Source organism: Aeromicrobium flavum (assembly GCF_007992115.1).
Lineage (GTDB): Bacteria > Actinomycetota > Actinomycetes > Propionibacteriales > Nocardioidaceae > Aeromicrobium > Aeromicrobium flavum.
Genome location: NZ_BJZQ01000004.1, coordinates 136,922 through 161,859, shown reverse-complemented (window position 1 = coordinate 161,859; position 24,938 = coordinate 136,922). Strand labels below are relative to the sequence as shown.

The 24,938-nt window shown below is 71.6% G+C and carries 26 protein-coding genes; 13 read left to right on the top strand and 13 right to left on the bottom strand.

The window, feature by feature from the left end:
• Positions 1–36: 36 nt before the first annotated feature.
• Positions 37–315 carry an HU family DNA-binding protein gene (locus AFL01nite_RS06375; RefSeq protein WP_146826569.1) on the top strand — a complete coding sequence of 93 codons (279 nt, stop codon included), beginning with the start codon at positions 37–39 and terminating at the stop codon, positions 313–315.
• 76 nt (positions 316–391) lie between these two features.
• On the top strand, positions 392–1,465 hold the full coding sequence (locus AFL01nite_RS06370) for a CPBP family intramembrane glutamic endopeptidase (protein WP_146826567.1): 1,074 nt from the start codon (positions 392–394) through the stop codon (positions 1,463–1,465).
• A gap of 64 nt (positions 1,466–1,529) precedes the next feature.
• Here the strand turns inward: AFL01nite_RS06370 and AFL01nite_RS06365 are convergent, their stop codons facing one another.
• From AFL01nite_RS06365 to AFL01nite_RS06355, 3 genes are read right to left on the bottom strand one after another with little or no spacing between them, the layout of a single operon-like run.
• A complete protein-coding gene (locus tag AFL01nite_RS06365) occupies positions 1,530–3,851 on the bottom strand; it encodes an MMPL family transporter (protein WP_146826565.1) in 2,322 nt (773 codons plus the stop codon).
• 42 nt (positions 3,852–3,893) lie between these two features.
• On the bottom strand, positions 3,894–4,487 hold the full coding sequence (locus AFL01nite_RS06360; RefSeq protein ID WP_186813840.1) for a TetR/AcrR family transcriptional regulator: 594 nt from the start codon (positions 4,485–4,487) through the stop codon (positions 3,894–3,896).
• A gap of 58 nt (positions 4,488–4,545) precedes the next feature.
• Positions 4,546–4,866, bottom strand: a complete 321-nt coding sequence (locus AFL01nite_RS06355; RefSeq protein ID WP_146826561.1) for a rhodanese-like domain-containing protein — start codon at positions 4,864–4,866, stop codon at positions 4,546–4,548.
• 158 nt (positions 4,867–5,024) lie between these two features.
• Between AFL01nite_RS06355 and AFL01nite_RS06350 the strand changes: the two genes are divergently transcribed.
• From AFL01nite_RS06350 to AFL01nite_RS06335, 4 genes are all read left to right on the top strand, one after another.
• Positions 5,025–5,399, top strand: coding sequence for an ATP-binding protein (locus tag AFL01nite_RS06350; RefSeq protein ID WP_222593410.1), 375 nt, complete (start codon positions 5,025–5,027; stop codon positions 5,397–5,399).
• Between the two features lie 38 nt (positions 5,400–5,437).
• The gene (locus AFL01nite_RS06345; protein WP_146826558.1) at positions 5,438–6,277 is read left to right on the top strand and encodes a DUF5926 family protein; all 840 of its coding nucleotides are present in this window, start codon (positions 5,438–5,440) and stop codon (positions 6,275–6,277) included.
• A gap of 67 nt (positions 6,278–6,344) precedes the next feature.
• Positions 6,345–7,079, top strand: a complete 735-nt coding sequence (locus AFL01nite_RS06340) for an HAD family hydrolase (RefSeq protein WP_146826556.1) — start codon at positions 6,345–6,347, stop codon at positions 7,077–7,079.
• A complete protein-coding gene (locus AFL01nite_RS06335; RefSeq protein WP_146826554.1) occupies positions 7,079–9,583 on the top strand; it encodes a glycoside hydrolase family 65 protein in 2,505 nt (834 codons plus the stop codon). Before AFL01nite_RS06340 ends, AFL01nite_RS06335 begins: the two co-directional genes overlap by 1 nt.
• Before the next feature lie 3 nt (positions 9,584–9,586).
• On the opposite strand, the gene AFL01nite_RS06330 is transcribed toward AFL01nite_RS06335, so the two are convergent.
• Entirely contained in the window at positions 9,587–11,197 is a 1,611-nt protein-coding gene (locus AFL01nite_RS06330; protein WP_146826552.1) for a bifunctional phosphatase PAP2/diacylglycerol kinase family protein, read from the bottom strand.
• Between the two features lie 82 nt (positions 11,198–11,279).
• Here AFL01nite_RS06330 and serS point away from each other — a divergent pair, with 82 nt between their 5' ends.
• From serS to AFL01nite_RS06310, 4 genes are all read left to right on the top strand, one after another.
• Entirely contained in the window at positions 11,280–12,557 is a 1,278-nt protein-coding gene (gene serS / locus AFL01nite_RS06325; protein ID WP_146826550.1) for a serine--tRNA ligase, read from the top strand.
• Positions 12,558–12,560: 3 nt separating this feature from the next.
• On the top strand, positions 12,561–13,346 hold the full coding sequence (locus tag AFL01nite_RS06320) for an HAD family hydrolase (RefSeq protein ID WP_146826549.1): 786 nt from the start codon (positions 12,561–12,563) through the stop codon (positions 13,344–13,346).
• Positions 13,347–13,502: 156 nt separating this feature from the next.
• A complete protein-coding gene (gene acs / locus AFL01nite_RS06315; RefSeq protein ID WP_146826547.1) occupies positions 13,503–15,473 on the top strand; it encodes an acetate--CoA ligase in 1,971 nt (656 codons plus the stop codon).
• 64 nt (positions 15,474–15,537) lie between these two features.
• Entirely contained in the window at positions 15,538–15,966 is a 429-nt protein-coding gene (locus tag AFL01nite_RS06310) for a phage holin family protein (RefSeq protein WP_146826545.1), read from the top strand.
• Here the strand turns inward: AFL01nite_RS06310 and AFL01nite_RS06305 are convergent.
• The 4 genes from AFL01nite_RS06305 to nth are packed head-to-tail and all read right to left on the bottom strand — an operon-like array spanning position 15,944 to position 19,299.
• The gene (locus AFL01nite_RS06305; RefSeq protein WP_146826543.1) at positions 15,944–16,756 is read right to left on the bottom strand and encodes a hypothetical protein; all 813 of its coding nucleotides are present in this window, start codon (positions 16,754–16,756) and stop codon (positions 15,944–15,946) included. The two genes, AFL01nite_RS06310 and AFL01nite_RS06305, sit on opposite strands and share 23 nt — an antisense overlap.
• The gene (locus AFL01nite_RS06300) at positions 16,756–17,922 is read right to left on the bottom strand and encodes a MarP family serine protease (protein WP_146826541.1); all 1,167 of its coding nucleotides are present in this window, start codon (positions 17,920–17,922) and stop codon (positions 16,756–16,758) included. Before AFL01nite_RS06300 ends, AFL01nite_RS06305 begins: the two co-directional genes overlap by 1 nt.
• A gap of 1 nt (position 17,923) precedes the next feature.
• Positions 17,924–18,571 carry an NUDIX hydrolase gene (locus AFL01nite_RS06295; protein ID WP_146826539.1) on the bottom strand — a complete coding sequence of 216 codons (648 nt, stop codon included), beginning with the start codon at positions 18,569–18,571 and terminating at the stop codon, positions 17,924–17,926.
• Positions 18,568–19,299 (bottom strand): endonuclease III, encoded by a 732-nt coding sequence (nth, locus tag AFL01nite_RS06290; protein WP_146826537.1) that lies wholly within the window; start codon positions 19,297–19,299, stop codon positions 18,568–18,570. Before nth ends, AFL01nite_RS06295 begins: the two co-directional genes overlap by 4 nt.
• Positions 19,300–19,380: 81 nt before the next feature.
• On the opposite strand from nth, the gene AFL01nite_RS06285 reads away from it, so the two are divergent.
• Complete coding sequence (locus AFL01nite_RS06285) at positions 19,381–20,058, top strand: Crp/Fnr family transcriptional regulator (protein WP_146826535.1); 678 nt, start codon at positions 19,381–19,383, stop codon at positions 20,056–20,058.
• A gap of 9 nt (positions 20,059–20,067) precedes the next feature.
• Here the strand turns inward: AFL01nite_RS06285 and AFL01nite_RS06280 are convergent, their stop codons facing one another.
• Genes AFL01nite_RS06280 through sp36 form a run of 4 tightly spaced genes read right to left on the bottom strand, consistent with a single transcriptional unit; the run spans position 20,068 to position 22,258 of the window.
• Positions 20,068–20,832 carry an MBL fold metallo-hydrolase gene (locus AFL01nite_RS06280; RefSeq protein WP_246119609.1) on the bottom strand — a complete coding sequence of 255 codons (765 nt, stop codon included), beginning with the start codon at positions 20,830–20,832 and terminating at the stop codon, positions 20,068–20,070.
• Positions 20,829–21,641 (bottom strand): NUDIX hydrolase, encoded by an 813-nt coding sequence (locus AFL01nite_RS06275; protein ID WP_222593409.1) that lies wholly within the window; start codon positions 21,639–21,641, stop codon positions 20,829–20,831. Before AFL01nite_RS06275 ends, AFL01nite_RS06280 begins: the two co-directional genes overlap by 4 nt.
• A gap of 1 nt (position 21,642) precedes the next feature.
• Positions 21,643–22,101, bottom strand: a complete 459-nt coding sequence (locus AFL01nite_RS06270) for a RidA family protein (protein ID WP_146826533.1) — start codon at positions 22,099–22,101, stop codon at positions 21,643–21,645.
• A 1-nt stretch (position 22,102) separates the two neighbouring features.
• The gene (gene sp36, locus AFL01nite_RS06265) at positions 22,103–22,258 is read right to left on the bottom strand and encodes a Sp36 family protein (RefSeq protein WP_019144424.1); all 156 of its coding nucleotides are present in this window, start codon (positions 22,256–22,258) and stop codon (positions 22,103–22,105) included.
• 77 nt (positions 22,259–22,335) lie between these two features.
• On the opposite strand from sp36, the gene bagA reads away from it, so the two are divergent.
• Both bagA and bagB read left to right on the top strand, forming a co-directional pair.
• Complete coding sequence (gene bagA / locus AFL01nite_RS06260; protein ID WP_186813836.1) at positions 22,336–23,313, top strand: ATPase BagA; 978 nt, start codon at positions 22,336–22,338, stop codon at positions 23,311–23,313.
• Positions 23,310–24,506: an ArsA family ATPase gene (gene bagB / locus AFL01nite_RS06255; protein WP_146826531.1), complete on the top strand. Its 1,197-nt coding sequence runs from the start codon at positions 23,310–23,312 to the stop codon at positions 24,504–24,506. The genes bagA and bagB overlap by 4 nt, the downstream gene beginning before the upstream one ends.
• Positions 24,507–24,516: 10 nt before the next feature.
• Here bagB and AFL01nite_RS06250 read toward each other — a convergent pair whose 3' ends face one another.
• Positions 24,517–24,777: a WhiB family transcriptional regulator gene (locus AFL01nite_RS06250; RefSeq protein WP_146826529.1), complete on the bottom strand. Its 261-nt coding sequence runs from the start codon at positions 24,775–24,777 to the stop codon at positions 24,517–24,519.
• Positions 24,778–24,938: the final 161 nt, after the last annotated feature.

Here is a 24,938-nt window from a genome sequence, read left to right as displayed (position 1 = left end):
CGCAGTACCCATTTCATCCATTTCAGGAGCAGAATCGTGGCACTTTCCCGCAACGATCTCGTGGCCGAGCTGGCCGCCAAGACCGGCAGCACCAAGAAGGACGTCGACGAGTTCGTCACCGCCTTCGCCGAGCTCGTCATCGACTCGGTCGCCAAGGGCGAGAAGATCTCCATCCCCGGTGTGCTCTCGGTCGAGCGTGTCGCTCGCGCCGCCCGCACGGGCCGCAACCCCGCCACCGGCGAGACCATCGACATCCCGGCCGGCTTCGGCGTGAAGGTCAGCGCCGGCTCGCGCCTCAAGGCCGCCGCGAAGTAAGTCCTTTCGCGTTCCGACGCCCCCGCCCCTGTGGACTCAGGGCCGGGGGCGTCGTGCGTTGTGTGACGATGCCACGGTGACGCCCTACCACCGCCTCGTGCGCGACTCTCCCGACTTCGCCCACTGGCGCCTGCCCGTGGCCGCCCTCCTCGGTGCCGTCGCCTACGCGTTCCTGGCTCTCGGCATCGTCCTCGTCGCGATGGTCGTCCTGGCGATCGCGGGCAACGATCCCGAGGCGTGGCTGGACGCGATGTCCGACGAGGTCCCGCTGGACGATCCCGGCGAGCTGGCGTTCCAGCTGGGCGTCATCGCCGCCATGCTCCCGTGCGTGCTCGTGCCGGTCGCCGTCGTCTGGCGGCGTCACGTCGGCTTCCTGCACTCGGTCGCCGGGCACCTGCGGTGGGGGTGGCTCGGCCGGTGCGCCGTGCTGGCGTTCGTCGTGGTCGGGGTGAGCCTGGGCCTGGCGGTGGTGGTCGCCGCGATCGGCGGCGACGAGTCCGTGCGGTTCGACTCCCTCGACGGCCGCGCCGTCGCGTCCCTGCTCGTCGTGCTGCTGCTGGTGCCGTTCCAGGCCGCAGCCGAGGAGTACGTGTTCCGCGGCGGCCTGCTCCAGCTGATCGGCTCGTGGACGCGGTGGGCCGCCGTGCCCGTCCTGGCCACGAGCGTGCTGTTCGCGGCCGGCCACCTGTACGACTTCTGGGGCCTGGTGTCGGTCTTCGCCTTCGGCGTGATCGCCGCGGTGATGACGATCCGTACCGGGGGCCTGGAGGCCGCGATCGGCCTGCACGTGGCCAACAACGTCGTGCTGATGGTGCTCGACCTGGTCGGCCTGGTCGACTCCAGTGGCGAGGGCGCCGGCCTGCTCGACGAGGTCGTGCCGTCCACCCTCATGTGCCTGGTCTACTGGGCGCTGGTCGAGTGGTTCGCCCGCCGGGGCGGCCTGCAGCGCCGTCGCGCGCCCCTGCCGCCGCTGCCCACCCCGGCACCGGCGTACCGCGTGGTGCCCCCGCCGCCGTACGTCCCGCCGGGCGAGATGCCGCCCGTGGTCGCACCACCCGCGCCACCGGCCGCGCCCGTCGCCGCCCCGCGGCCGGAGGTGCCGTCCAACGCCCCGTTCTACCCCGGCGACCCCGGCGTCTGGGGTCGCTGAGTCCCGCACGAACGACGACGGGCTGCCCACGGACGCACCGTGGACAGCCCGTGCCGGTCGTGGATCAGGCCTTCACCGTGGCGTAGTGCTCCTCCAGGTGGGGGCGGTGCAGGTTCTCGCCCTCGATGTCGACGTTCGGGATGATCCGGTCCAGCCACTTCGGCAGGTACCAGGCCTTCTCGCCCATGAGGTACATCAGCGCCGGGATCAGCACCAGGCGCACCACGAAGGCGTCGAAGATGACCGCGGCGGCGAGCGCGAAGCCCATCGACTGCACGATCGGCTCGTCCATGAAGATGAAGCCGGCGAACACGGCGGTCATGATCAGGGCCGCCGACGTCACCACGCGGGCGCTGTTGCGGAACCCGTCGACGACCGACTCGCGGAACGAGGCGCCGTGGACGTGGGCCTCACGGATGCGCGTCACGAGGAACACCTGGTAGTCCATCGCCAGGCCGAACACCACGCCGATCAGGAAGATCGGGATGAAGCTGACGATGGGCTGGCCCGGGAAGATCCCGAACATGCCCTCCTGGAAGATCGCGACGGTCGCGCCGAGCGTGGCCATCACCGAGAGCAGGAAGCCCAGGGTGGCGGTCAGCGGCACCAGCAGCGAGCGGAACACCATCACCAGCAGCACGAACGCCAGGCCGATGACGATCGCCAGGTACACGGGCAGCGCGTCGGCGAGCTTCTCCGAGACGTCCGCCTGGATGGCCGTGAGTCCGGTGACGCCGACCTTCGTGCCGGTCTCGGACTCGATGGCCTCCTCGCCGTCGCGCAGCGACTCGAGCAGGTCCTCGGTGGCCGCGTCCTCGGCGCCGGAGGAGGGCTGGATGAGGACCATCGCACCCTTCTCGTTGCCCGCCGCCATCATCGCGTTGGCGACGTCGTCCTGGCCGGCGGCCCAGGTGGTGACGGCCTGGTAGGCCGCCTGCCGGGCCTGCGGGTCCTCGATCTCGCGAGCGTCGACGACCAGCAGCATCGGCGAGAGCCGGCCGGGGCCGAACGCCTCGGTGACTAGGTCCGACGCCTTGCGCTGCGTCGTGTCCTTCGCTGCGGTGCTGTCGGTGGGCAGTGCCAGGTGCATGTCCTTGACCGGCAGCGCGAGGGCGCCGAGGCCCACGATCACCAGCAGCACCCACACCAGCGGCGCCTTGCCCAGGAACCGGGCCCAGCGGACGCCATTGTTGAGGATGTGGCCGTTGGCCTCGCGGGCGGGGGTGTAGCGGCGGAAGGTGCCGCCGAACGCCTTCGACTTCAGCAGGCCGAGGATGGCCGGCAGCAGCGTGAGCGCGACGAGGACCGCGACGGTGACGGTCGCGGCGGCGCCCAGGCCCATGGCGGTCAGGAACGAGATCCCCACGACGCTCAGTGCGACGAGGGCGATGATCACGGTCAGGCCGGCGAACACGACGGCCGAGCCGGCGGTGCCGACGGCGACGCCGATGGCCTCCTCGCGGTCGTCGGTGTGGTCGAGCTCGTTGCGGTAGCGGGCGAGGATGAACAGCGCGTAGTCGATGCCGACCGCCAGGCCCAGCATGCTGGCCAGCGCCGTGGTGCTCGAGGGCACCTCGGTGATCGCGGTCATCGCCGTGATGGCGGTGATGCCGATGCCGACGCCGATGCCGGCGGTGACGATGGGCATTCCGGCCGCGACGAGCGAGCCGAACGTCAGTGCCAGGATCACCAGCGCCAGGGCGATGCCGATGAGCTCGGAGGAGGCTCCACCGGGCTCCATGGACTGCATCGCCGAGCCGGAGACCTCGACGGTCAGCCCGGTGTCCCGGGCGTCGTCGATGACCGCACGGACCTCGTCCTGCATCTCGGGCGTCACCTCGAGCACGGTGGGCTCGTCGAAGGTGAACGCGACGGTGCCGACGCGTCCGTCGTCGGAGAGCGGGGTGGCGGACGCGATCTGCGTCTTCGCCTGCGCGAGAGCGGCCTCACGGTCGAACGGCTGCCCGGCCGCCTTCGCCTGGGCCTCCGCGTCGTCGATGCCGGCGTTCACCTGGGCCTCGAGGCCGGCGGCGGCCTCGACGGGACCGACGACGCCGTCCGTGACGTCGTCGAGTGCGTTGAGGTCGGCCACCAGGGACGCGACGGCGGCGGCCTGCGGCTGCTGCGCGAGCGTCTTGCCCTCGGGGGCCGCCACCACGATCGTCGCGGTGGGGGCGTCGACGGCCTCAGCGTCGGGGAACAGCTCCTGCTGCAGCTCGGCGGTCTCGACCGACTCGATCCCGGGGATGGAGAAGGTGTTGGACATCGGCTTGGACAGGTAGCCGGCCACGGCGCCGAGGCCCACGAGGACCACGAGCCAGCCGGCGATGAAGATCGGCCAGCGCCGGTAGGCGGTCTTGCCGAGTCGATAGAGCAGGGTTGCCATGAGGCGGTGTTCTCCCGTGGGTGAGGTGGTGCGGAAAGGGGGTCAGGCCGGACGGGGCGCGAAGAGCGAGCTCATCGCGTCGAAGGCGTGGTCGAAGCACTCCGCGACGGTGCGGGTGGGCTGGGCGAGCGACTCGTCGAGGGCGATGTCGCAGAGGCTGATGATGAGCGTCCCGATGATCCGCAGGTCGAGGGGATCGACCTGGCGGCCCTCGCGGGTGGCGATCGCGTCCGAGAGCTCGCGCGACTTCTCGACGAACCGCTCGTGGACCGCCAGCATCAGGCGCGTGTCCTTGCGCAGGAGGCGGCGGACCGCCGCCAGCTCCGCCGGGTCGGGCACGTCGGCCTGGAGCGAGGCCCGCACGATCTCCTTGACGTCGACCAGGAGGTCGCCGGTGGGGCCACCGGCCAGGAAGGCCTCGATGATCGCGGGGTCGAGCGTCTTCTCGGGGCCGAGCACCGCGTCGACCTTGCCCGGGACGTAGTTGAACAGGGTGCGTCGCGAGACGCCCGTCCGCTCCGCCAGCTGCTCCATCGTGAAGCCGTCGAGCCCGTGCTCGTCGGTGAGCTCTCGCGCACTGCGGATGATCGCCCGGAGCGTTCGCTCCCGGCGTGATCCACCTGCACTATCGCTCATGCAGTGCATTCTTGCACTCGGGGACTAGTGGTGCAAAGAATTCGTCACGTGCGATGGGTCACGGGGTGACGACCGGCCTGCCGGCGGCCTCCCAGGCGTCCATTCCGCCCTCGAGGTTGACGGCCTCACGGCCGATCGACGTGAGCCACGCGGTGGCGTACGCCGACCGCTGGCCGAGGTGACACACCACCAGCAGCGGGCGCTCGGGATCGAGCTCGTCCACGCGCGTCGGGAGGTCGCCCAGGGGCACGTGCGTGGCGCCCGCGATGTGCCCCGCCTCCCACTCGAAGGGCTCGCGGACGTCCAGCACGACCCAGTCGGCCGGCACCGGATCGGGCAGGTCGGACACCTCGACGCGGGGCGGTTCGTGGTCGCTCATGATCTCGGGAACCTCCGCGGGGCCTTGTCTCGATGACGGTTGAATGGTTAATTGGTACTAGTCATGTCTGCGCGGCCGCGGGTCGGCGTGCTTGCATGGCCAGGGGGCACCGCGCGCAGCGGTGTCAGGGAGGAGGACCGATGGTGCACAGTCGCGATGTGGTGCGACTGCCATTCGAGTCTTCCACTCCGGGCATCGCCCGCACGAAGCTGGCCGCCTTCCTCACCCTCAACCGCACCGATCTGGCCGTGATCGACAACGCCCTGATCGTGCTGAGTGAGATGATCGCCAACGCCGTCGCGCACGGCACGCCCGACCAGGACGGCACGATGGAGATCGGCTGGAGCATCGAGGACGGACACCTGCTGCTCAGCGTCCGCGACTCGGGCCACGGCGTCGACATGGTGCCGCGCCCGTTCGACGAGGACTCCCTGGGCGGACGGGGCCTGTCGATCATCAGCCGGGTCGCCGACAGCTGGTCGGTCGACCTCAGCGGCGGCACCTGCGTGCGCGCCGAGCTCACGCTGGCCTGACCGACCGCGCCGGGCAGCCGACGGATAGCGTGTCGGCCATGGGCAAGAAGTCGAGGGGTACCAAGCCGGCCAAGCAGCGCATGCCGTTCGTCGCGCGCACCTTCGAGGGACTCCCGTCCGAGGGCGACTGGGTCGCCTTGCGTGAGTTCGTGCCGTCGGCCACCGCGGTGGTCCGCCTGCGCGACGGGGGCACCGTCCGGATCTGCTCGCTGCTCCCGGGCGCGGGCGCCGGCCTCGTCCGGCCCGACGGCGAGATCTGGGTCGGCCTGCAGGTCATGCACAACCACGGCGACATCAGCCGCGACCTGGCGCACGTCATCGAGACCGCACGCGAGACCGAGCCCGGCACCCCCATCCGCATGACGTCGCCGGGTGTCGGCGCGCGTCTGCAGGACCTCATCGACCCCGAGAGCGACTTCCGCGTCGAGCTGCACGAGGGCTTCGACTGGTGGCTCGTCGAGGAGGACCGCGGATCGTCCCAGGCCGCCGCGGCGCTGGAGGAGGCCAACGCGACGGTCGCGCCGACCACGCGCCTCACGGCCACCGAGTCCGCCTACGTCACGCACATGGGCGACCACGCCTACCTGCGCTGGATCATGCTGGACGAGGAGGGCCCGCTGCTGGACGCCTTCGCCCGGCTGCGCGCCGCCGGCACCGACCGGCTCGGCGAGGGCACGGAGCTGATCGGGATCTTCCGCGCGCACGGCCTGCTCGTGCCGGTGTGGGAGCTCGACGGAGTGGGCGCCGAGGAGCTCGACGCGGCCGTCCCCGACTTCACCGCGGTGCTCGAGGAGGCCAAGGGCTCCACGGACGAGCTCACGTCCGAGGAGCGCACCGCGCGCCGTGAGCTGGTCAGCCGGCAGGTCACCATCCGCTGAGGGCCCGCTTTTCGCCGTCGTTCCGCCACGCTCCGGCCGTGTCGACCCCCGCATTCACGCCGTCGTCATGTGGGACGCCTACGCTGAACGCGTGGACTGGAACGACTACGATGCCGCGTTGTTCGACCTCGACGGAGTGATCACTCCGACCGCCGAGGTGCACCAGCGGGCCTGGGCCCGGATGTTCACCGACTTCCTGCAGGGCCATCCCGGGGTCGCGCCGTACACCGACGACGACTACTTCGCGTACGTCGACGGCAAGCCTCGCTACGAAGGCGTCGCCTCCTTCCTGGCGTCGCGCGGCATCTCGCTGCCGCAGGGCGACCCCTCCGACGACCCGGCCGCCGAGACCGTCTGCGCCCTCGGCAACCGCAAGAACGACTACTTCTCCGACGTGCTCCGCACCGACGGCGTCGAGGCCTACCCCGGCTCCGTGCGGCTGCTCGACGACCTCGAGGCCCGCGGCGTGAAGTCGGCCCTCGTCTCGAGCTCGCGCAACGCCAGGCTCGTGCTCGAGGCCGCCGGTCTCTCCGACCGGTTCGAGGTGATCATCGACGGTGAGGTCGCCGCTGCCGAGGGCATCCCGGGCAAGCCGCAGCCCGACACCTTCGAGGCCGCCGCCGAGCGCCTCGGCGTGCCCACCACCCGGTCCGTCGTCCTGGAGGACGCGGTCTCGGGCGTGCAGGCCGGAGCCGCCGGCGACTTCGGCCTCGTCATCGGCGTCGACCGCGGCGCCGGTGCCGACGTCCTCCGCGAGCACGGCGCGGACGTCGTCGTCTCCGACCTGGCGGAGCTCCTCTGATGAGCTCACACGAGGCGCCGGCCGCCCACGACTTCCTCGACCGCACGCGATGGCCCGTCGACCCGTGGCGGCTCGTCGAGACCGAGGCCGACCAGACCGACCTGGGCGTCACCGAGACGATCTTCTCGGTCGGCAACGGCTACCTCGGCATGCGCGGCAACGTCACCGAGGGCCGCGACTCGCACACGCACGGCACGTTCGTGAACGGCTTCCACGAGACGTGGCCGATCCACCACGCCGAGGAGGCCTTCGGCTTCGCGCGCGTCGGCCAGACGATCGTCAACGCCCCCGACGCGAAGGTCATCCGGCTGTACGTCGACGACGAGCCGCTGCTGCTGAGCGTCGCCGACCTGCTCGAGTACGAGCGCTCGCTGGACTTCCGCGACGGCGTCCTGCGCCGCGAGATCCTGTGGCGCACCCCGTCGAACAAGCTCGTCAAGGTCGTCGCCACCCGGATGGTCTCGTTCGCCCAGCGGCACCTCGCCGTGCTGGAGTTCGAGGTCACGATGCTCGACCACCGCGCTCCGGTGGCGATCTCGTCGCAGATCCTCAACCGCCAGGACGGCGAGGACGAGTACCACGTCCGCTCCAAGGCGATGGGCGAGGGACACGACCCCCGCAAGTCCGAGGGCTTCGACCGGCGCGTGCTCGAGCCGAAGTACAAGTGGGGCGACGCCGACCAGGGCCGCGTGTCCCTGGGCTTCCGCTGCTTCGACAGCGGCATGACACTCGCCGTCTCGGCCGACCACGAGCTCGTCACCGACAACCCCTGCAACGCCCGCGTGCAGGTCGAGGACGACCTCGCGAAGGTCACGTACCGCATCGCGGCCGAGCCCGGCGTGCCGATCAAGCTGACCAAGCTCGTGGCCTATCACACCTCGCGCGGCGTCCCCGTGAAGGAGCTCGTCGACCGGTGCCGCCGCACGCTCGACCGGGCGTACGAGGAGGGCGTCGACCAGCAGTACGCCGACCAGCGTGCGTGGCTCGAGGACTTCTGGGAGCGGTCCGACGTCGAGGTGCCCGGGCACCCGCAGATCCAGCAGGCGATCCGGTGGAACCTGTTCCAGGTGGCGCAGGCCAGCGCCCGCGCCGAGGGTGCCGGCATCCCGGCCAAGGGCGTCACCGGCTCGGGTTACAGCGGCCACTACTTCTGGGACACCGAGGTCTACGTCCTGCCGTTCCTGACGTACACCAACCCCGAGCACGCGCGGAACGCCCTGCGGTTCCGGCACAGCCTGCTCGACGCGGGCCGCAAGCGGGCACGCGAGATGTCGCAGTCCGGCGCCCTCTTCCCGTGGCGCACGATCAACGGCGAGGAGGCGTCGGCCTTCTTCGCGGCGGGCACGGCGCAGTACCACATCGACGCGGACATCGCGTACGCCGTGGCGCAGTACTACTTGGCCACCTCGGACGAGGACTTCATGATCCGCCAGGGCATCGACATCCTCGTCGAGACCGCCCGGATGTGGACCGACCTGGGGTTCTGGCGCGACGAGGAGGTGGGCACGTTCCACATCCACGGCGTCACCGGGCCCGACGAGTACACCACCGTCGTGAACGACAATATGTTCACCAACGTCATGGCGCGGTTCAACCTCGGCGCGGCCGCGCTCGCGGTGAAGCGCCTGGCCGAGCGCGACTCCGTGGCCTACGACCGCATGGTCACGCGGCTGGCGTTGAAGGACCACGAGGTCGCCGACTGGGAGCGCGCGGCGCGCAACATGGCGATCCCGTACGACGAGGCCCTGGGCGTCCACCCGCAGGACCAGCACTTCCTCGAGCGCGAGGTGTGGGATCTCGACAACACGCCACTCGACAAGCGGCCGCTGCTGCTGAACTACCACCCGCTGGTGATCTACCGGTTCCAGGTGATCAAGCAGGCCGACGTCGTGCTGGCGCTGTTCCTGCAGGGCAACCACTTCACCGACGAGCAGAAGCGCGCGAACTTCGAGTACTACGACCCGATCACCACGGGCGACTCGACGCTGTCGGCCGTGGTGCAGTCGATCATCGCCGCCGAGGTGGGCTACCGCGACCTCGCGTTCCGGTACTTCCTGGGCGCGCTCTTCGTCGATCTCGCCGATCGTCACAAGAACGCCACCGACGGTGTCCACGTCGCCTCCACCGGCGGCGTCTGGAGCGCCCTCGCGTGCGGCTTCGGCGGCTTCCGCGACCACCAGGGCGAGTTCTCGCTCGACCCGCGCCTGCCCGAGTCGTGGGACGAGCTCGTCTACCGCATCACGGTGCAGGGCACGCGCGTCCGGGTGACGGTCCGCAAGGACGAGCTCGAGCTCTTCGTCGAGGACCGTGAGCCCAACGGGCTCGGCGAGATGGTCGATCCGGTGTTCGACGTCCGCGGCCGTCAGGTGAAGGTGGCGCCGGGCGACCCCGTGGTGGTGCCCCTCGACGGGCAGGGCCCGAACATCGAGGGCACCCCGCCGCCGGTCGCGGGTCGTCGCCGCGCGGACGGCACCGTCATCACGGCGATCATCCCGGGCACCTGAGTCCTACTCGGCGGGCGCCAGGGTCGCGGGGACGCGGACCAGCACCACGCCGGGATGGATCTGGGCGGTGATCTCCTGGCCTTCGCCGACGGGGTCGCCGTCGAGCTGCATCGGCACCGGCTTCTCGGCGCGGACGTGCACGCGCTGGGCGCAGAGCCGGGTGAGTCGCGCGTCGTTGGCCTTGCGACGCATCACGACGCGCGCCACGATCGACAGCCAGCCGATGAAGCGCTTCGGCGCCACGACCACGACGTCGAGCAGGCCGTCGTCGATCTGGGCGTCGGGCAGCAGCGGGATGCCGCCCTGCAGGAACCCCACGTTGCCGATGACGACGGTGCGCGCGCGGAAGTGGAGCGGCTCCTCGTCGTCGAGCGTGATCTCGACCTTCGTGCGGGGGAACGTGACCGCCTTCAGTCCGGAGACGAAGTACGCCAGGTAGCCGACGCGCTTCTTGAGGTCCTCGTTGACGCCGGTCATGATCATCGCGTCCATGCCCAGCCCCGCCATCACCAGGAACGACGTGTCGGTGCCGCCGTCGGTGGAGAAGCTGGCGAGGTCGATGGCACGGTCCTGGCCGCCGAACACCACGTCGAGCGCGTCGCGGGTGTTGACGGGGATGTCGAGGTTGCGCGCGAGCAGGTTGCCGGTGCCCAGCGGCAGCACGCCGACGGCGACCCCCGAGCGCGTGGCCTCCTCGCAGACCGCCCGCACCGTGCCGTCGCCCCCGGCGGCGATGACCAGGTCGACGTCCGCGTCGAGTGCCGCCCGGGTCTGGCCGTGCCCGGGGTCCTCGATCGTGGTCTCGAACCACTGCGGCTCGTCCCAGCCGTGGAGCGCGCCGACCTGCGACACCTTGGCCTTGAAGTCGGCGACGTCGCCGACCTTGACCGGGTTGATGACGACGGCGGCGCGGCGGCGGCCCGAGCCGGTCAGGACGGCGGTCTCGGCCGGTGCGCGGCCGCTGCCGCTGACGATGACCCGCCACAGCACGAGCGGGACGAGGCCGCCGAAGCACAGGCCCGCCGTGACGTCGCTGAGGTAGTGGACGCCCAGGAAGACGCGGTCGGCCGCCACCAGCAGCGCCAGCACGATCCACAGCACCAGCAGCAGCCGGCGACGCAGGCCGCGCCCGGTCAGGACGATGCTCAGCAGGGCCAGCACGGTGAAGAACAGGCCCGCGCCGGCGGAGTGTCCGCTCGGGAACGAGTAGCCGCCGATCTCGTGCAGCGGCAGGTCCCACACGGGACGCTCGCGCGTGACCACGAGCTTGATCAGGGCGTTGCCGCCGAGCACCCCCACGGCGCTGACCACGACCCAGATCGCCAGCAGGCGCTCGCTGCGCCACCAGAGCAGCCCGGCAGCGATCGCGAGCACCACGCCGACGGTCCAGTTGCTCGTGACGACGGCGGTGATGTCGAGAAGGTCGATGAGCCACGGGCGGCCGTGGGTGACGTCGTACGCCCGTTCGGCGACGGTCTGGTCGAGGTCCATCAGCGGCTGCCACGTCGTGACGACCATGATCGCGAGCACGACGAAGAGGACGCCCTGGACCGCCGCCAGCGCGGCGGGGAGGAGCGGCCGGTCGCCGTCGGCGCGGCGCAGGTCGATCGTCACAGCAGTCCTTCCGTCGGTGGGGCCCGCCAAGCGTAACCGCGCCGAGACAGGTCGGCCGGTCGTGCCTCGCTAGGCTGGCGGGGTGATCGATCCCCGACTGTTGCGCGACGAACCCGACCTGCTGCGAGCCGCCCAGGAGCGTCGCGGCGAGTCCTCGCAGGTCGTCGACGAGCTGATCGCCGCCGACGAGGCACGACGCGCCGCCATCGTGACGTACGAGGCGGTGCGCGGCGAGCAGAAGCAGCTCGGCAAGCAGATCCCCCGGGCGCAGGGGGAGGAGAAGCAGGCCCTGCTGGCGCGGACGAAGGAGCTCAGCGCCGAGGTCAAGGCCGCGGAGGGCGCCCAGTCCGCCACCGCCCAGGCCTTCGACGAGCTGCTGCGGACCCTGCCCAACCCCACGGTCGACGCCCCGCCCGGAGGCGAGGACGACTTCGTCGTGCTGGAGGAGATCGGCACGCCCCGCGACTTCGCGGCCGAGGGCTTCGAGCCGCGCGACCACCTCGAGCTGGGCGAGATGCTCGGCGCGATCGACATGGAGCGCGGCGCCAAGGTCAGCGGCTCGCGGTTCTACTACCTCACCGGCGTCGGCGCCCAGCTCGAGCTGGCGCTCGTCCAGCTGGCGATGGCCACCGCCGCCGAGTGGGGCTTCACGCCCATGATCCCGCCGGCGCTGGTCAAGCCGCAGGCGATGGAGGGCACCGGGTTCCTCGGCCAGGCGGCCGACGACGTCTACCACCTGGAGAAGGACGACCTCTACCTCGTGGGCACGTCCGAGGTGCCGCTCGCGGCCTACCACGGCGGCGAGATCCTCCCGACCGAGTCGCTGCCGCGTCGCTACGCCGCGTTCAGCCCGTGCTTCCGGCGAGAGGCGGGCTCGTACGGCAAGGACACCCGGGGCATCTTCCGCGTGCACTGGTTCGACAAGGTCGAGATGTTCGTCTACACCACCCTCGACCAGGCGGCCGCCGAGCACGAGCGCCTCCTGGGCTGGGAGAAGGCGTGGCTGCAGAAGCTCGAGCTGCCCTTCCGCGTCATCGACGTCGCGGCCGGCGACCTCGGCCTGTCCGCCGTGCGCAAGTTCGACTGCGAGGCGTGGATCCCCACGCAGGGCAAGTACCGCGAGCTGTCGTCCGCGTCGAACTGCACCGAGTTCCAGTCGCGCCGCCTCGACGTCCGCACCCGCGGTGCGGCCGAGGACGGCACGCGTCACGTCGCCACCCTGAACGGCACCCTGTGCGCGATGACGCGCACGATCGTGGCGCTGCTCGAGAACGGCCAGCAGGCCGACGGCTCGGTCCGCCTGCCGGCGGCGCTGCACCCGTACCTCGGTGAGGTGCTCCGGCCGGCCGAGGGTCGCTGAGCGATGACCTGGCGCCCCCGGCTCGTCGCCCTCGACGTCGACGGCACGATCGTCGACCACGACAACACGCTCAGCCCCGCGGTGAAGGACGCCGTGCTGGGCCTGCGTGAGCAGGGGATCCCCGTGGTCATCGCCACGGGTCGTGCGGTGCCGGGCGTCTACGACGTGCTGGACAAGCTCGGGTTCCGCGAGGGCCTGGGCGTCGCCAGCAACGGCTCGGTCGTGTTCGACGTCGACCCCTTCGAGGTCGTCCACACCACCACCTTCGACGCGCGCGAGGCCGTCCGGCGCGTCCTCGAGCGGGTGCCGGAGGCGCTCGTCGCGGTCGAGGAGGTCGGCGTCGGCTACCGCGTGAACCGCGCGTTCCCGCACGGCGAGATCACCGGCAAGATCATCCTCGACGAGGTCGAGCGGATGGTGTCGCAGCCGGTCACCCGCGTCGTCGTGCGCGCCCCCGACCACGACCGCGACGAGTTCTCCCAGCTGGTCGAGGACCTCGGCCTGGACGGCACGAACTACTACATCGGCTACACGGCCTGGCTCGACCTCGCGCCCGAGGGGGTGTCGAAGGCGTCCGGCCTCGACGTCGTCTGCCGCACGATGGGCATCACCGCGCAGGACGTGCTCGCCGTCGGCGACGGCAACAACGACGTCGAGATGCTGCGCTGGGCCGGCCGCGGCGTCGCGATGGGCCAGGCGCCCGCCGACGTCCAGCGCGTCGCCGACGCCGTCACCGGCCCCGTCGAGGCCGATGGCCTCGCCGACGAGCTCGTGCGCTGGCTGGACTGACGGTAACCGGGGAAACCGCGGCGGGCCGCACCGTTCGTCGCAGGTCGCCCACCGCTCGTCGGTGTGGTCTGGCGCACAGCGCCCCGATGGGGCACCGTAAATTTGTCGCCAGTTGTGACCTGCGACACCCAGAACCCCGCGCCAGGAGGCCCCCTCGTGACTCAGACCGGCATCGACAACCTCGCCAAGGAACAGCGTGTCTTCGAGCCGCCGGCCGAGCTGGCGGCGTCCGCCAACGTGAAGGCCGACGAGTACGACCGCGCCGCCGCCGATCGCCTCGCGTTCTGGGGAGAGCAGGCCGGCCGGCTGACGTGGGACACCCCCTTCACCGACGTCCTCGACTGGACCAACCCGCCCTTCGCGAAGTGGTTCGTCGGCGGCAAGCTGAACGTCGCCTACAACTGCGTCGACCGGCACGTCGAGAACGGCCTCGGCGACAAGGTCGCGATCCACTTCGTCGGTGAGCCCGGCGACACGCGCGACCTCACGTACGCCCAGCTGAAGGACGAGGTCTGCAAGGCCGCCAACGCGATCACGGAGCTGGGCATCGAGGCCGGCGACCGCGTCGCGATCTACCTGCCGATGATCCCCGAGGCCGTCGTCGCGATGCTGGCCTGCGCCCGGCTCGGTGCCGTGCACACGGTCGTGTTCGGCGGCTTCAGCTCCGACGCCCTCGCCAGCCGCGTCGAGGACTGCGAGGCCAAGCTCGTCATCACCGCCGACGGCGGCTACCGCCGCGGTGTCGGCTCGGCGCTCAAGCCCGCCGTGGACGAGGCGATCGCGAAGCTCGGCGACGCCAGCCCGGTCGAGAACGTCCTCGTCGTGCGACGCACCGGCCAAGAGGTGGCCTTCGACCAGAACATCGACGTCTGGTGGCACGAGCTGGTCGACGAGTCCTCGACCGAGCACGAGCCCGAGGCGTTCGACGCCGAGCACCCGCTCTACGTCATGTACACGTCCGGAACGACGGGCAAGCCGAAGGGCATCCTGCACACCAGCGGCGGCTACCTGACCCAGTGCGCCTACACGTTCCACGCCGTCTTCGACCACAAGCCCGACACCGACGTCTTCTGGTGCACCGCGGACGTCGGCTGGGTCACCGGCCACTCGTACATCGTCTACGGACCGACGGCCAACGCCGCGACGCAGGTGCTCTACGAGGGCACCCCGGACTCGCCGCACAAGGGTCGCTGGTGGGAGATCATCCAGGACAAGAAGGTCACGCTGTTCTACACGGCGCCCACGGCGATCCGCACGTTCATGAAGTGGGGCGACGACATCCCCGCCGAGTTCGACCTGTCGACCCTGCGCATCCTCGGCTCGGTGGGTGAGTCCATCAACCCCGAGGCCTACGTCTGGTACCGCAAGAACATCGGCGGCGACCGCACGCCGATCGTCGACACGTGGTGGCAGACCGAGACCGGGGCGCACATGCTCAGCCCGCTCCCGGGCGTCACGGCCGCGAAGCCGGGCTCGGCGATGGGCCCGCTGCCGGGCATCAGCGCCGAGGTCGTCGACGACGCCGGTCACCCGGTCGGCAACGGCGAGGGCGGCTACCTCGTGCTGACCGAGCCGTGGCCCGCGATGCTGCGCACGATCTGGGGCGACGACCAGCGCTTCAAGGACACGTACTGGGCCCGGTTCCCGAACATGTACTTCGCCGGCGACGGCGCCAAGAAGGACGAGGACGGTGCGATCTGGCTGCTCGGTCGCGTGGACGACGTCATGAACGTCTCCGGGCACCGCCTGTCGACCACCGAGATCGAGTCGGCGCTCGTGTCGCACCCGACGGTCGCCGAGGCGGCGGTCGTGGGCGCCACGGACGACACCACCGGCCAGGCCGTCGTGGCCTTCGTCATCCTGCGCGAGTCCGCGGCCGAGTCGACCGACGAGCACATCGCCACCCTGCGCAACCACGTCGCGAAGGAGATCGGTCCGATCGCCAAGCCGAGGTCGATCATGGTCGTGCAGGAGCTGCCGAAGACGCGCTCGGGCAAGATCATGCGCCGGCTGCTGCGCGACGTGGCGGAGAACCGTGAGGTGGGCGACGCCACCACGCTCGCCGACTCGTCCGTCATGGACCTCATCACGGCCGGGATGAAGAAGCCCGCAGCCGACCAGGAGTGACCGTCGAATCCGGGCGCAGCGGCCACGAAGGGCTGCCGCGCCCGGATTTGGGTACGCTCGCTCCATGACGAAGCCCACGGACGACCCCACGATCGGACGACTCGTCGCTGACGTCACCCGCGACCTCTCGTCCATCGTCCAGCACGAGATCGCCTTGGTGAAGTCCGAGATGCGGGTCAGCGTGAAGGCCGGTGGCATCGGCGCCGCCCTGGTCGCGGCCGCCGCGTTCCTGCTGCTGCTCGTGCTGATCCTCGCCTCGGTCACGATCGCCTACTTCCTGACGATGGCCGGCCTCCACCCCGCGTGGGCCTTCCTGATCGTCACCGCCTTCTACCTGCTGCTGGCGGTCGTGCTGCTGCTCGTGGCGTGGTCGCGGTTCAAGAAGATCCGGGTGCCCGAGAAGTCGATCGGTGCCGCGCGCCAGATCCCGTCGGCGCTCACGCCCGGCGGTCCGCCGGCCGGCGCCCGCGTCAAGACCGCAGCGCGCGGCTGACCAGCCCGGCCGCGACCATCGCGGCCCCGGCGACGGCCACCCACACGAGCGTCGCGTCGAGCGAGCCGACGACCCGGTCGACCAGCACCTGCTGCAGGTCGCTGTCGGCGCCGGTGTCAGCGGCGCGGTCCTCGACGAGGCGCGGCAGGGTCACCCGGCCGAGGACCCACCACGTGCCCGCGGCGAGGAGCGCTCCGGCGCCCAGGGCCGCCCACGTCGTCGACCGGCGGCGGGAGACCACCAGCGTCAGCAGGGCCGCGACGAGGGCCGTCCCGACCGCCACCACCGCGACCGTCCCGGCCTGCGAGGTGACGCCGACGAGGTCGCCGGGGTCCTCCTCGCTGACGGTCACCCACAGTTCGTCGGGACCACCGAGGTCGAAGGGGAGGTCGGCGGCGAGCTCGCCCACCGCGACGCCCACCAGGGGCGCGACATCGGCCCGCAGATCGGTCGGGGTCTGGTCCGCGTAGAGCCGCTGGTGCGTGCGCCGCGTCGTCTCACGCCACGCCTCACTCCAGCCCTGCGACGCGGTGAACCGCAGCACGGCGTCGCGCGTCCGGGCGGCGATGCGGTCGTGCCAGGCGATGGGCAGGCCCGTCTGGTCGGCGAACGCCTCGCCCGCGACGTCGGCGGCAGCCGCCTGGACCTCGGGGTCGTCGCCGACCGCCGAGACGAGCCGGACGAAGCCGCTCTCGCTCTGCACGTGCGCGGCCGTCCAGCCGGCGCCGATCGCGACGACCGTGGCCAGCGTCGCCACGCACCACAGCAGGGCGGTGAGGAGAGGACGCATCAGGCACACCGTCCCGTCGAGACCGTCGAGCTGGCGCGGACCGCCGCCCGCGCGACGGGGAGCGTCTCCGCCGCCGTGACCGCGTACCCCGTCTCGCTGTCGGAGATCGACGCCGCGAAGATCACCCCGATGACGTCGCCCTGGGCCGAGATCAGCGGACCTCCGGAGTTGCCGGACCGGACCAGGGAGCGGATCGAGAAGACATCGCGCGCGATGCGGCCCTCGCCGTAGATGTCGGGTCCGCGCAGGTTCAGTTGGCCGCGGACGCGGGCCGCGCGGGCGTCGAAGGGGCCGTTCTCGGGGAAGCCCAGCACCGCCGCGGGGTCGCCCTGGTCGGCACCGGTGTCGAAGCGCAGGGGCGTGCCGGCGAGTCCGGGGACGTCGACGACGGCGAGGTCAAGCGTGGTGTCGAACCAGACCGGTCGCGCGTCGTAGCGCCGGTCGCCGAGGGTGACGGTGGGCTCGTCGACGCCGGCGATCACGTGTGCGTTGGTCATGACCCGCTCGGGCGCGATGACGAAGCCCGAGCCCTCGATCATGCGGTTGCAGTCGGCCTCGCCGAGCACCCGCACGACGCTCTTGCGGGCGGCCCGGACCGAGCGCAGCGCCAGCGTCTTCTGGTCCGGCGCCGCGATGTCGGGGATGATCTCGGTCTCGAACGGGTCGAGGTAGCGCGGGAAGACGTCGCTGGTGAGGGAGTCGGTGAACGCCTGCAGCGCCTCGCCCGCGCGTTGCGGCATCAGCTGGTCGACGCGCGCCAGGACGCTGGAGTCGCGCACGGCCGAGCTGACGTAGGGCAGCGTGGAGGCGCTGACGGCATAGCCGAGCGCCCAGGACGACGCCATGACGATGCTGGTGCCGAACGCGGCACCCAGGACGGCGTCGACGGCGCGGCCGGGGCCCCGGCGGATGCGCAGCGACCGTCCGATCAGCGTGCCGGTGAAGTTGCCGATCCCGGCCACGACGAACACGAAGGCGATCGACAGGACCGCCTGCACGGGCTCACCGCTGCCCTGGTCGAAAAAGCGGGGCGCCAGGGCGATGCCGAGCAGGAACCCCAGCAGCAGGCCGCCCCCGGAGAAGACGTTCGAGACGAAGCCGTGGACCCACCCCGCGTAGGCGTAGACCACGAACGTCACCAGGAGGACGACATCGAGCCAGTTCATGTCACTCCGGGATCGGGCGGGTCCGCGAGGCGTCCCAGGGCCGCTCCCAGCCCAGGCGCTCGAAGAGTCGGGCGATGATGCCGGCGGTGAAGCCCCACAGCGGGACGTCGGTGCCGATGTCGAAGGCAGGGCCGGTCCACCCGGAGGGGTGCACGATGCTGAAGCGCCGGTCGGGGTCCAGCAGCAAATCGAGCGGCGTCGGCAGCACCCGCTCGACCTCGTCGGGGCTGTGCGCGTGGAGCACCTGGGGGTTGGTCCAGTAGCCCAGCACGGGCGTGACGGCGTGGTTGCTCGGCGGCAGCCACAGCGTGGGCAGCGAGCCGAAGACGACCACCTCGCTGGGGTCGAGGCCGACCTCCTCCTGCGCTTCGCGCAGCGCCGTGTGCACCGGGTCGCGGTCGGAGTCGTCCTGGCGGCCGCCGGGGAACGAGATCTGGCTGGCGTGGTTGCGCAGCGTGGCCGCGCGCTCGGTCAGCAGCAGCTCGCGGCCGTGCTCGCCCTCGGAGAAGAGCATCAGCACGGCGGCGGGGCGCGCGTCGGCGGGCGGATGGGGGAACCGGGGCGCGAGGTGCTCGGCCTCGACGGAGTCGAGCATGTCCGCCAGGGGTCGCAGCCACTCGGGCAGCGACGCGATGGGCGTGGTCGTCATGCGGGTCCCTGCGTGGCCACCAGCGCCGCGGCGACCTCGGGGTCCGTGGGCCCGATGCCGTACGAGGGGCACCACTGGGCGACCGGGCAGGCGCCGCACGCGGGTCGCTTGGCGTGGCACCGGCGCCGTCCGTGCCAGATGACGTGATGGCACAGCATCGTCCAGTCGCCGCGTGGGAACAGGGCGCCCACGGCGTGCTCGGTCTTGACCGGATCCTTGGCGGTGGCCTCGTCGACCCACTCCCACCGGCGGACGAGCCGCGCGAAGTGGGTGTCGACCGTGATCCCCGGGACGCCGAACGCGTTGCCGAGCACGACGTTGGCGGTCTTGCGGCCGACGCCGGGCAGCGAGACCAGGTCGGCGAGCCGGCCGGGCACCCGGCCGTCGAACCGATCGACCAGGGCGGCCGAGAGGCCGAGGACGCTCTCGGTCTTGGCCCGGAAGAAGCCGGTGGGCCGGACGATCTCCTCGACCACCGTGCGGTCGGCCCCGGCCAGCGCGGCGGCGTCGGGGAAGGCCGCGAACAGGGCCGGCGTGACGGCGTTGACCCGGCGGTCGGTGGTCTGTGCCGACAGGACCGTGGCGACCAGCAGCTGGAACGGATCCTCGAAGTCGAGCTCGCACCGTGCGTCCGGGTACGTCTGCGCCAGGACCCGGTTGATCTTGCGCGCGCGCCGGACCAACGACGTCGCCGGGCGGGCGGTCGCGGGGCTCGGATCGGCGGGCACGCTAACACCGTATCCGGCCTCGTCACACGCGCAGGGCGACAACGTGGGTGTGATCTGGGTTGCATGTGGGAAACTACTGGTGTGACCGATGATGTTCTGCGCCAAGCCCCCCTGTTCAACGGCCTCGACGACGACGCCTCCGGCGCGCTCGAGTCCTCCATGTCGACCGTGACCCTGCGCCGCGGCGAGGTCCTGTTCGGCGAGGGTGACGAGGGTGACCAGCTCTATGTCGTCATCGACGGCAAGATCAAGCTGGGCCGCCGCTCGGTCGACGGGCGCGAGAACCTCATCGCCATCCTCGGCCCCGGCCAGATGTTCGGCGAGCTGTCGTTCTTCGACCCGGGCCCGCGCTCGGCCACCGCGACCGCCGTCACCGACGTGGAGCTGCGCAGCCTCGGTCACAGCGCGCTCAACCCGGTGCTGCAGTCGCACCCCGACGTCGCGTACGCGCTGCTGAACCAGCTGGCCGGCCGGCTGCGCCGCACCAACGAGGTCGTCGGCGACCTGGTCTTCTCCGACGTGCCCGGCCGTGTCTCCAAGGCGCTGCTCGACCTGGCCGCCCGCTTCGGGCGCGAGGCCGACGACGGCATCCACGTCAACCACGACCTCACGCAGGAGGAGCTCGCCCAGCTCGTCGGCGCGTCCCGCGAGACGGTCAACAAGGCCCTCGCCGACTTCGCGTCGCGCGGCTGGCTGCGCCTCGAGCCCCGCTCGGTCATCATCCTCGACCTCGAGCGCCTCAAGCGCCGCTCGCGCTGAGCCGGGAGGTCAGGCCTCGTCGAGGTGCTCGAGCTGGGCGCGGACCGAGGCCTCGGCCGCGTCCCACAGGACCGGGTCGACGTCGGCGTAGACGGTCTCGACCACTTGGCGCGCCGTGCGCGCACCGGCCGCCCTCGCCGCGCGGACCTGCTCCAGCCGCTCCTCGCGGTGGGCGAGGTAGAAGTCCAGCACCGCCGCCGGGTCGTCGATCACCGGTCCGTGCCCGGGCAGGATCGTGCCGACGTGGCCGTCGGTCACCAGGGAGCGGAACCGGCGCAGCGAGTCGAGGTACGGTCCGAGCGCCCCGTCGGGGTGGGCCACCACCGTGGTGCCACGACCCAGCACGGTGTCGCCGCTGAGCAGGGCGCCGTCCTGCGGGAGCACGAACGCCATCGAGTCGCGGGTGTGGCCCGGCGCGGCGACCACGTCGATGCGCAGGCCGTCGACCTCGATCGTCTCGCCGTCGCGCAGCGGCTCGGCCGCCCGTGTGTGCTCGGGTGAGAGCGCGCGGGTCGGGGCGCCCGTCGCCCCGACGATGCTCGCGAGGGCGTCGGTGTGGTCCCAGTGGTGGTGCGTGAACAGCACCAGCGCCACCTCGCCGGCCGCGGCGACGACGGCGTCGATGTGCTCGGCGAGGTCGGGACCGGGATCGACGACGACGGACCGGGACGCCCCCGGCTCACGCAGGATCCACGTGTTGGTGCCGTCGAGCGTCATGATCCCGGGGTTGTCGGCGAGGATGAACGACGCCCGGGAGGTGACCTGCGTGCTCACAGCTGCTCCTCGCGGTCGACGTCGAGGAACCACCGGCCGTCCTGCTGGACGAAGCGCGGCTCGATGGCGCCGATGGTGCGCGCGGCGGCTGCGGCCAGCACCTCGCCGGCCGACAGCGGGGCCAGCTCGCGGCAGGTGACGGCGGTGGGCGGCATCATCGCCGCCCGTCCCTGGTCGACGAGCGCCAGGACGCTCGACAGCGGGGCCCACAGCGACTTGTCGGCCTCGGTGCTGACGGTGCCGATGCGCTGGCCCTGAGGCAGCGCGGCCACGAAGAACCGGGTGTCGTAGCGACGCGGCTCGAGTGCGGGGGTGATCCAGTGTGCCCAGCCGCCGAGTAGGTCGGCCCGCAGCACGAGCCCCTCGTCGGCGAGGAAGCGCGCGAAGGACATCTTCTTGGCCTCGAGGTCGTCCCGCGCGCCGGCCAGGTCGGTGGTGTCGCCCACGACGGAGTGCTCGTCGGGGCCGGCCAGCAGCACGCCGGTCTCCTCGAAGGTCTCGCGTACGGCCGCGACGACGAGGCGCCGGGCGCGGTCCGGCTCGCACGAGAACCGGACGGCCCAGTCCTCGGGGGAGGGGCCGACCCACTCCATCGGCTCGCCGTCGTCGTCCTGCACGCCGCCGCCGGGGAAGACGTACATCCCCGCGGCGAAGGCCATGGCCGAGTGGCGGCGCATCAGGAACGCCTCGAGCCCGTCCTCCCCGTCGCGCACGACGGCGATCGTGGCGGCGTCCTTGGGCTGGACGGCAGTCGCCGGGTCGAAGCCCTCGAGCCGTTCCAGCATGTTCGGCGGGACGGGGACGAGCACGTCAGGCCACCTCGACGATCGCATCCACCTCGACGGGCGTGTCCAGGGGCAGGACGGCGACGCCGACGGCGCTGCGCGCGTGCGATCCGGCGGCACCGAAGGCGGCGGCGATCAGGTCGCTGGCGCCGTTGGCCACCGCGGGCTGACCGGTGAAGTCCGGGGCGCTGGCGACGAAGACCGTCAGCTTGACCACGCGCACGACGGAGTCGAGGTCGACGATCGAGTTGATCGCGGCGATGACGTTGAGGGCGCAGAGCTTCGCGTACTCCTGGGCGTCCTCGGGGGTCACCTCGGCGCCCACCTTGCCCGTGCCCGGGAGCACGCCGTCGACGAACGGCAGCTGACCCGAGGTGTACACGTGGGCCCCGCTGCGTACCGCGGGGACGTAGGACGCCACCGGGGCGGCGACGTCGGGCACGGTCAGCCCCAGCGACGCGAGTCGTTCGACGACGGCGCCCATGTCAGGCCACCGGCCGCTTGAAGTAGGCGACGAGGTTCTCGGGGTTCATGCCGGGAACGATCTGCACGAGCTCCCAGCCGTCGCGGCCGAAGTTGTCGAGGATCTGCTTGGTCGCGTGGACGAGCACGGGGGCCGTCAGGTATTCCCACTGGGTCATGGTCCCGACTGTATCGGGCGCGGCGGGGCCGAGTTCTCGCCCGACGCGACCGCCCGACCCTCGGTAGTCTCGACGACGTGGCGAACTCGACCCCCCTGCACGTCGTGACGGGCAAGGGCGGCACCGGCAAGACGACCGTGGCCGCCGCCCTCGCCCTGGCCCTCGCCGGCCGGGGCCGCAAGGTGCTGCTCTGCGAGGTCGAGGGCCGCCAGGGCATCGCCCAGCTCTTCGACGTGCCGCCGCTGCCGTACGAGGAGCGCCGCATCGCCACCAGCGACGAGGGCGGACACGTCCACGCGCTCGCCATCGATCCCGAGGCCGCGCTGCTGGAGTACCTGCAGATGTACTACCGCCTCGGCCGCGCCGGCCGGGCTCTCGACAAGTTCGGCGTCATCGACTTCGCCACGACGATCGCGCCGGGTGTGCGCGACGTGCTGCTGACGGGCAAGGTCTACGAGGCCGCACGCCGGCGCCGGGGCAAGTCCTCGGAGTTCGTCTACGACGCCGTCGTCGTCGACGCCCCGCCCACCGGGCGGATCGCTCGCTTCCTCGGGGTCAACGACGACGTCGCCGGCCTGGCCAAGGTGGGCCCGATCAAGACGCAGTCCGAGTCGATCATGACGATGATGCGCAGCCCGCAGACGACCGTGCACCTGGTCACCGTGCTGGAGGAGATGCCCGTGCAGGAGACCCTCGACGGCATCGACGAGCTGACCCGGGAGGGTCTCCGGGTCGGCCACGTCGTCGTCAACCTCGTCCGCCCGTCCCTGCTCTCCGACGACACGATCGAGGCGCTGGAGGGCGGCCGGCTCGACGCGAAGGCCGTCGCCCCGGTGCTCGAGCGAGCGGGCCTGCCCGCCGCGGCGGCGGCCACGCTCGTGGCCGACGGGCACGGTCACGTCGAGCGCCAGCGGCTCCAGACCGCGCAGCAGGCGATCATCGAGGACTGCGGGCGGCCGCACGTGGCGCTGCCGCTGCTGACCGGCGGCATCGACGTCGGAGCCCTGCAGGACCTCGCCGTCGAGCTGGCCCCGCTCGTGGAGGACGCCCGATGAGCGGCCGCGCGACGACCACGCCGCGCGAGCGCCGTCCCCACACCGAGCGGCGGCTCTCGTCCACGCAGCAGCCGGCGCGCATCGACGTCGACGGGCTGATCGCCGACCCGCGCACCCGCATCGTGGTGTGCTGCGGCTCCGGTGGCGTCGGCAAGACCACGACCGCGGCCGCCGTGGCGCTCCGCGCCGCCGAGCAGGGCCGCACGGTCTGCGTCCTGACGATCGACCCGGCCCGCCGGCTGGCACAGTCGCTCGGCCTGCTGGAACTCGACAACACGCCACGCCCGGTGAAGGGCATCGACACGTCCGCCGGCGGATCGCTCGACGCGATGATGCTCGACATGAAGACGACCTTCGACGAGGTCGTCGAGGCGCACGCCTCGCCCGAGAAGGCCGCCGAGATCCTGACGAACCCCTTCTACGTCGCGCTGTCGAGCTCCTTCGCGGGCACGCAGGAGTACATGGCGATGGAGAAGCTGGGCCAGCTGCACGCCGAGGAGCGCTGGGACCTGATCGTCGTCGACACGCCGCCCTCGCGGTCGGCGCTGGACTTCCTCGACGCGCCGGAGCGGCTCTCGTCGCTGCTCGACGGGCGGTTCATCCGGTTGATGCTGGCGCCCGCGCGAGGGCCGGCGAAGCTGCTTTCGGCGGGGCTGGCGATCGTGACCGGGGCGCTCAACAAGGTGCTCGGGGCGCAGGTCCTCACCGACATGCAGACGTTCATCGCCGCGTTCGACACGCTGTTCGGCGGGTTCCGCCAGCGCGCCGAGGCGACGTTCTCGCTGCTGCAGGCGGAGGGGACGGCGTTCCTGGTCATCGCCGCGCCGGAGTCGGCGGCGATGCGCGAGGCGGCCTACTTCGTCGAGCGGCTGGCGGCGGACGACATGCCGCTGGCGGGCCTGGTGGTCAACCGGGTCCACGACGAGGCGGCGGCCGGCGTCAGTGCGGCGGACGCGGAGTCGGCGTCACCCCGGCTGGCGGACGGCAAGGCCGCGGAGCGTCGGACGGCCGAGCTGCTCGACGTGCACGCCGAGCGGATGCGGCTGGCCGAGCGGGAGAACCGGCTGCGCGACCGCTTCAGTGCGGCGCACCGCAACGTCGAGGTCGTGGCGATCCCGGCCCTGGACTCCGACGTCCACGACCTCGAGGGGTTGCGGACCATCGGCTCCCACCTCGGCGCGCCCGGCGCCTGAGGGACTCGGGTCAGCTCGCGGCGGGGACCAGCAGGTCGCGCCACTTGCGCACGTTGGGCTTGCGACGGAGCAGGGCGCGACGCTCGCGCTCGGTCATGCCGCCCCACACGCCCCACTCGATGCGGTTGTCCAGGGCTTCGGCGAGGCACTCGGCCCGCACGTCGCAGCCGTTGCACACGAGCTTGGCGCGGTTCTGCTCGGCACCCTTGACGAAGAGATCGTCGGACTTGCCCAAGCAGGCGGCCTCTTGAGACCAGTTGTCGTTCCACATGCGCAGAGACCCTTTCCCGAGATCCACCCGGTCCCCATGACCGGAAGGCGAATTTGTTTCTGCTGTGACACCAGCGTAGGGATTTTCCGACGAACCGGACAGATTCCTCCGGGTAGTTGGGACATAGTTCCAAAGAGTCAGTAGGGTCCCATGGGACTCGA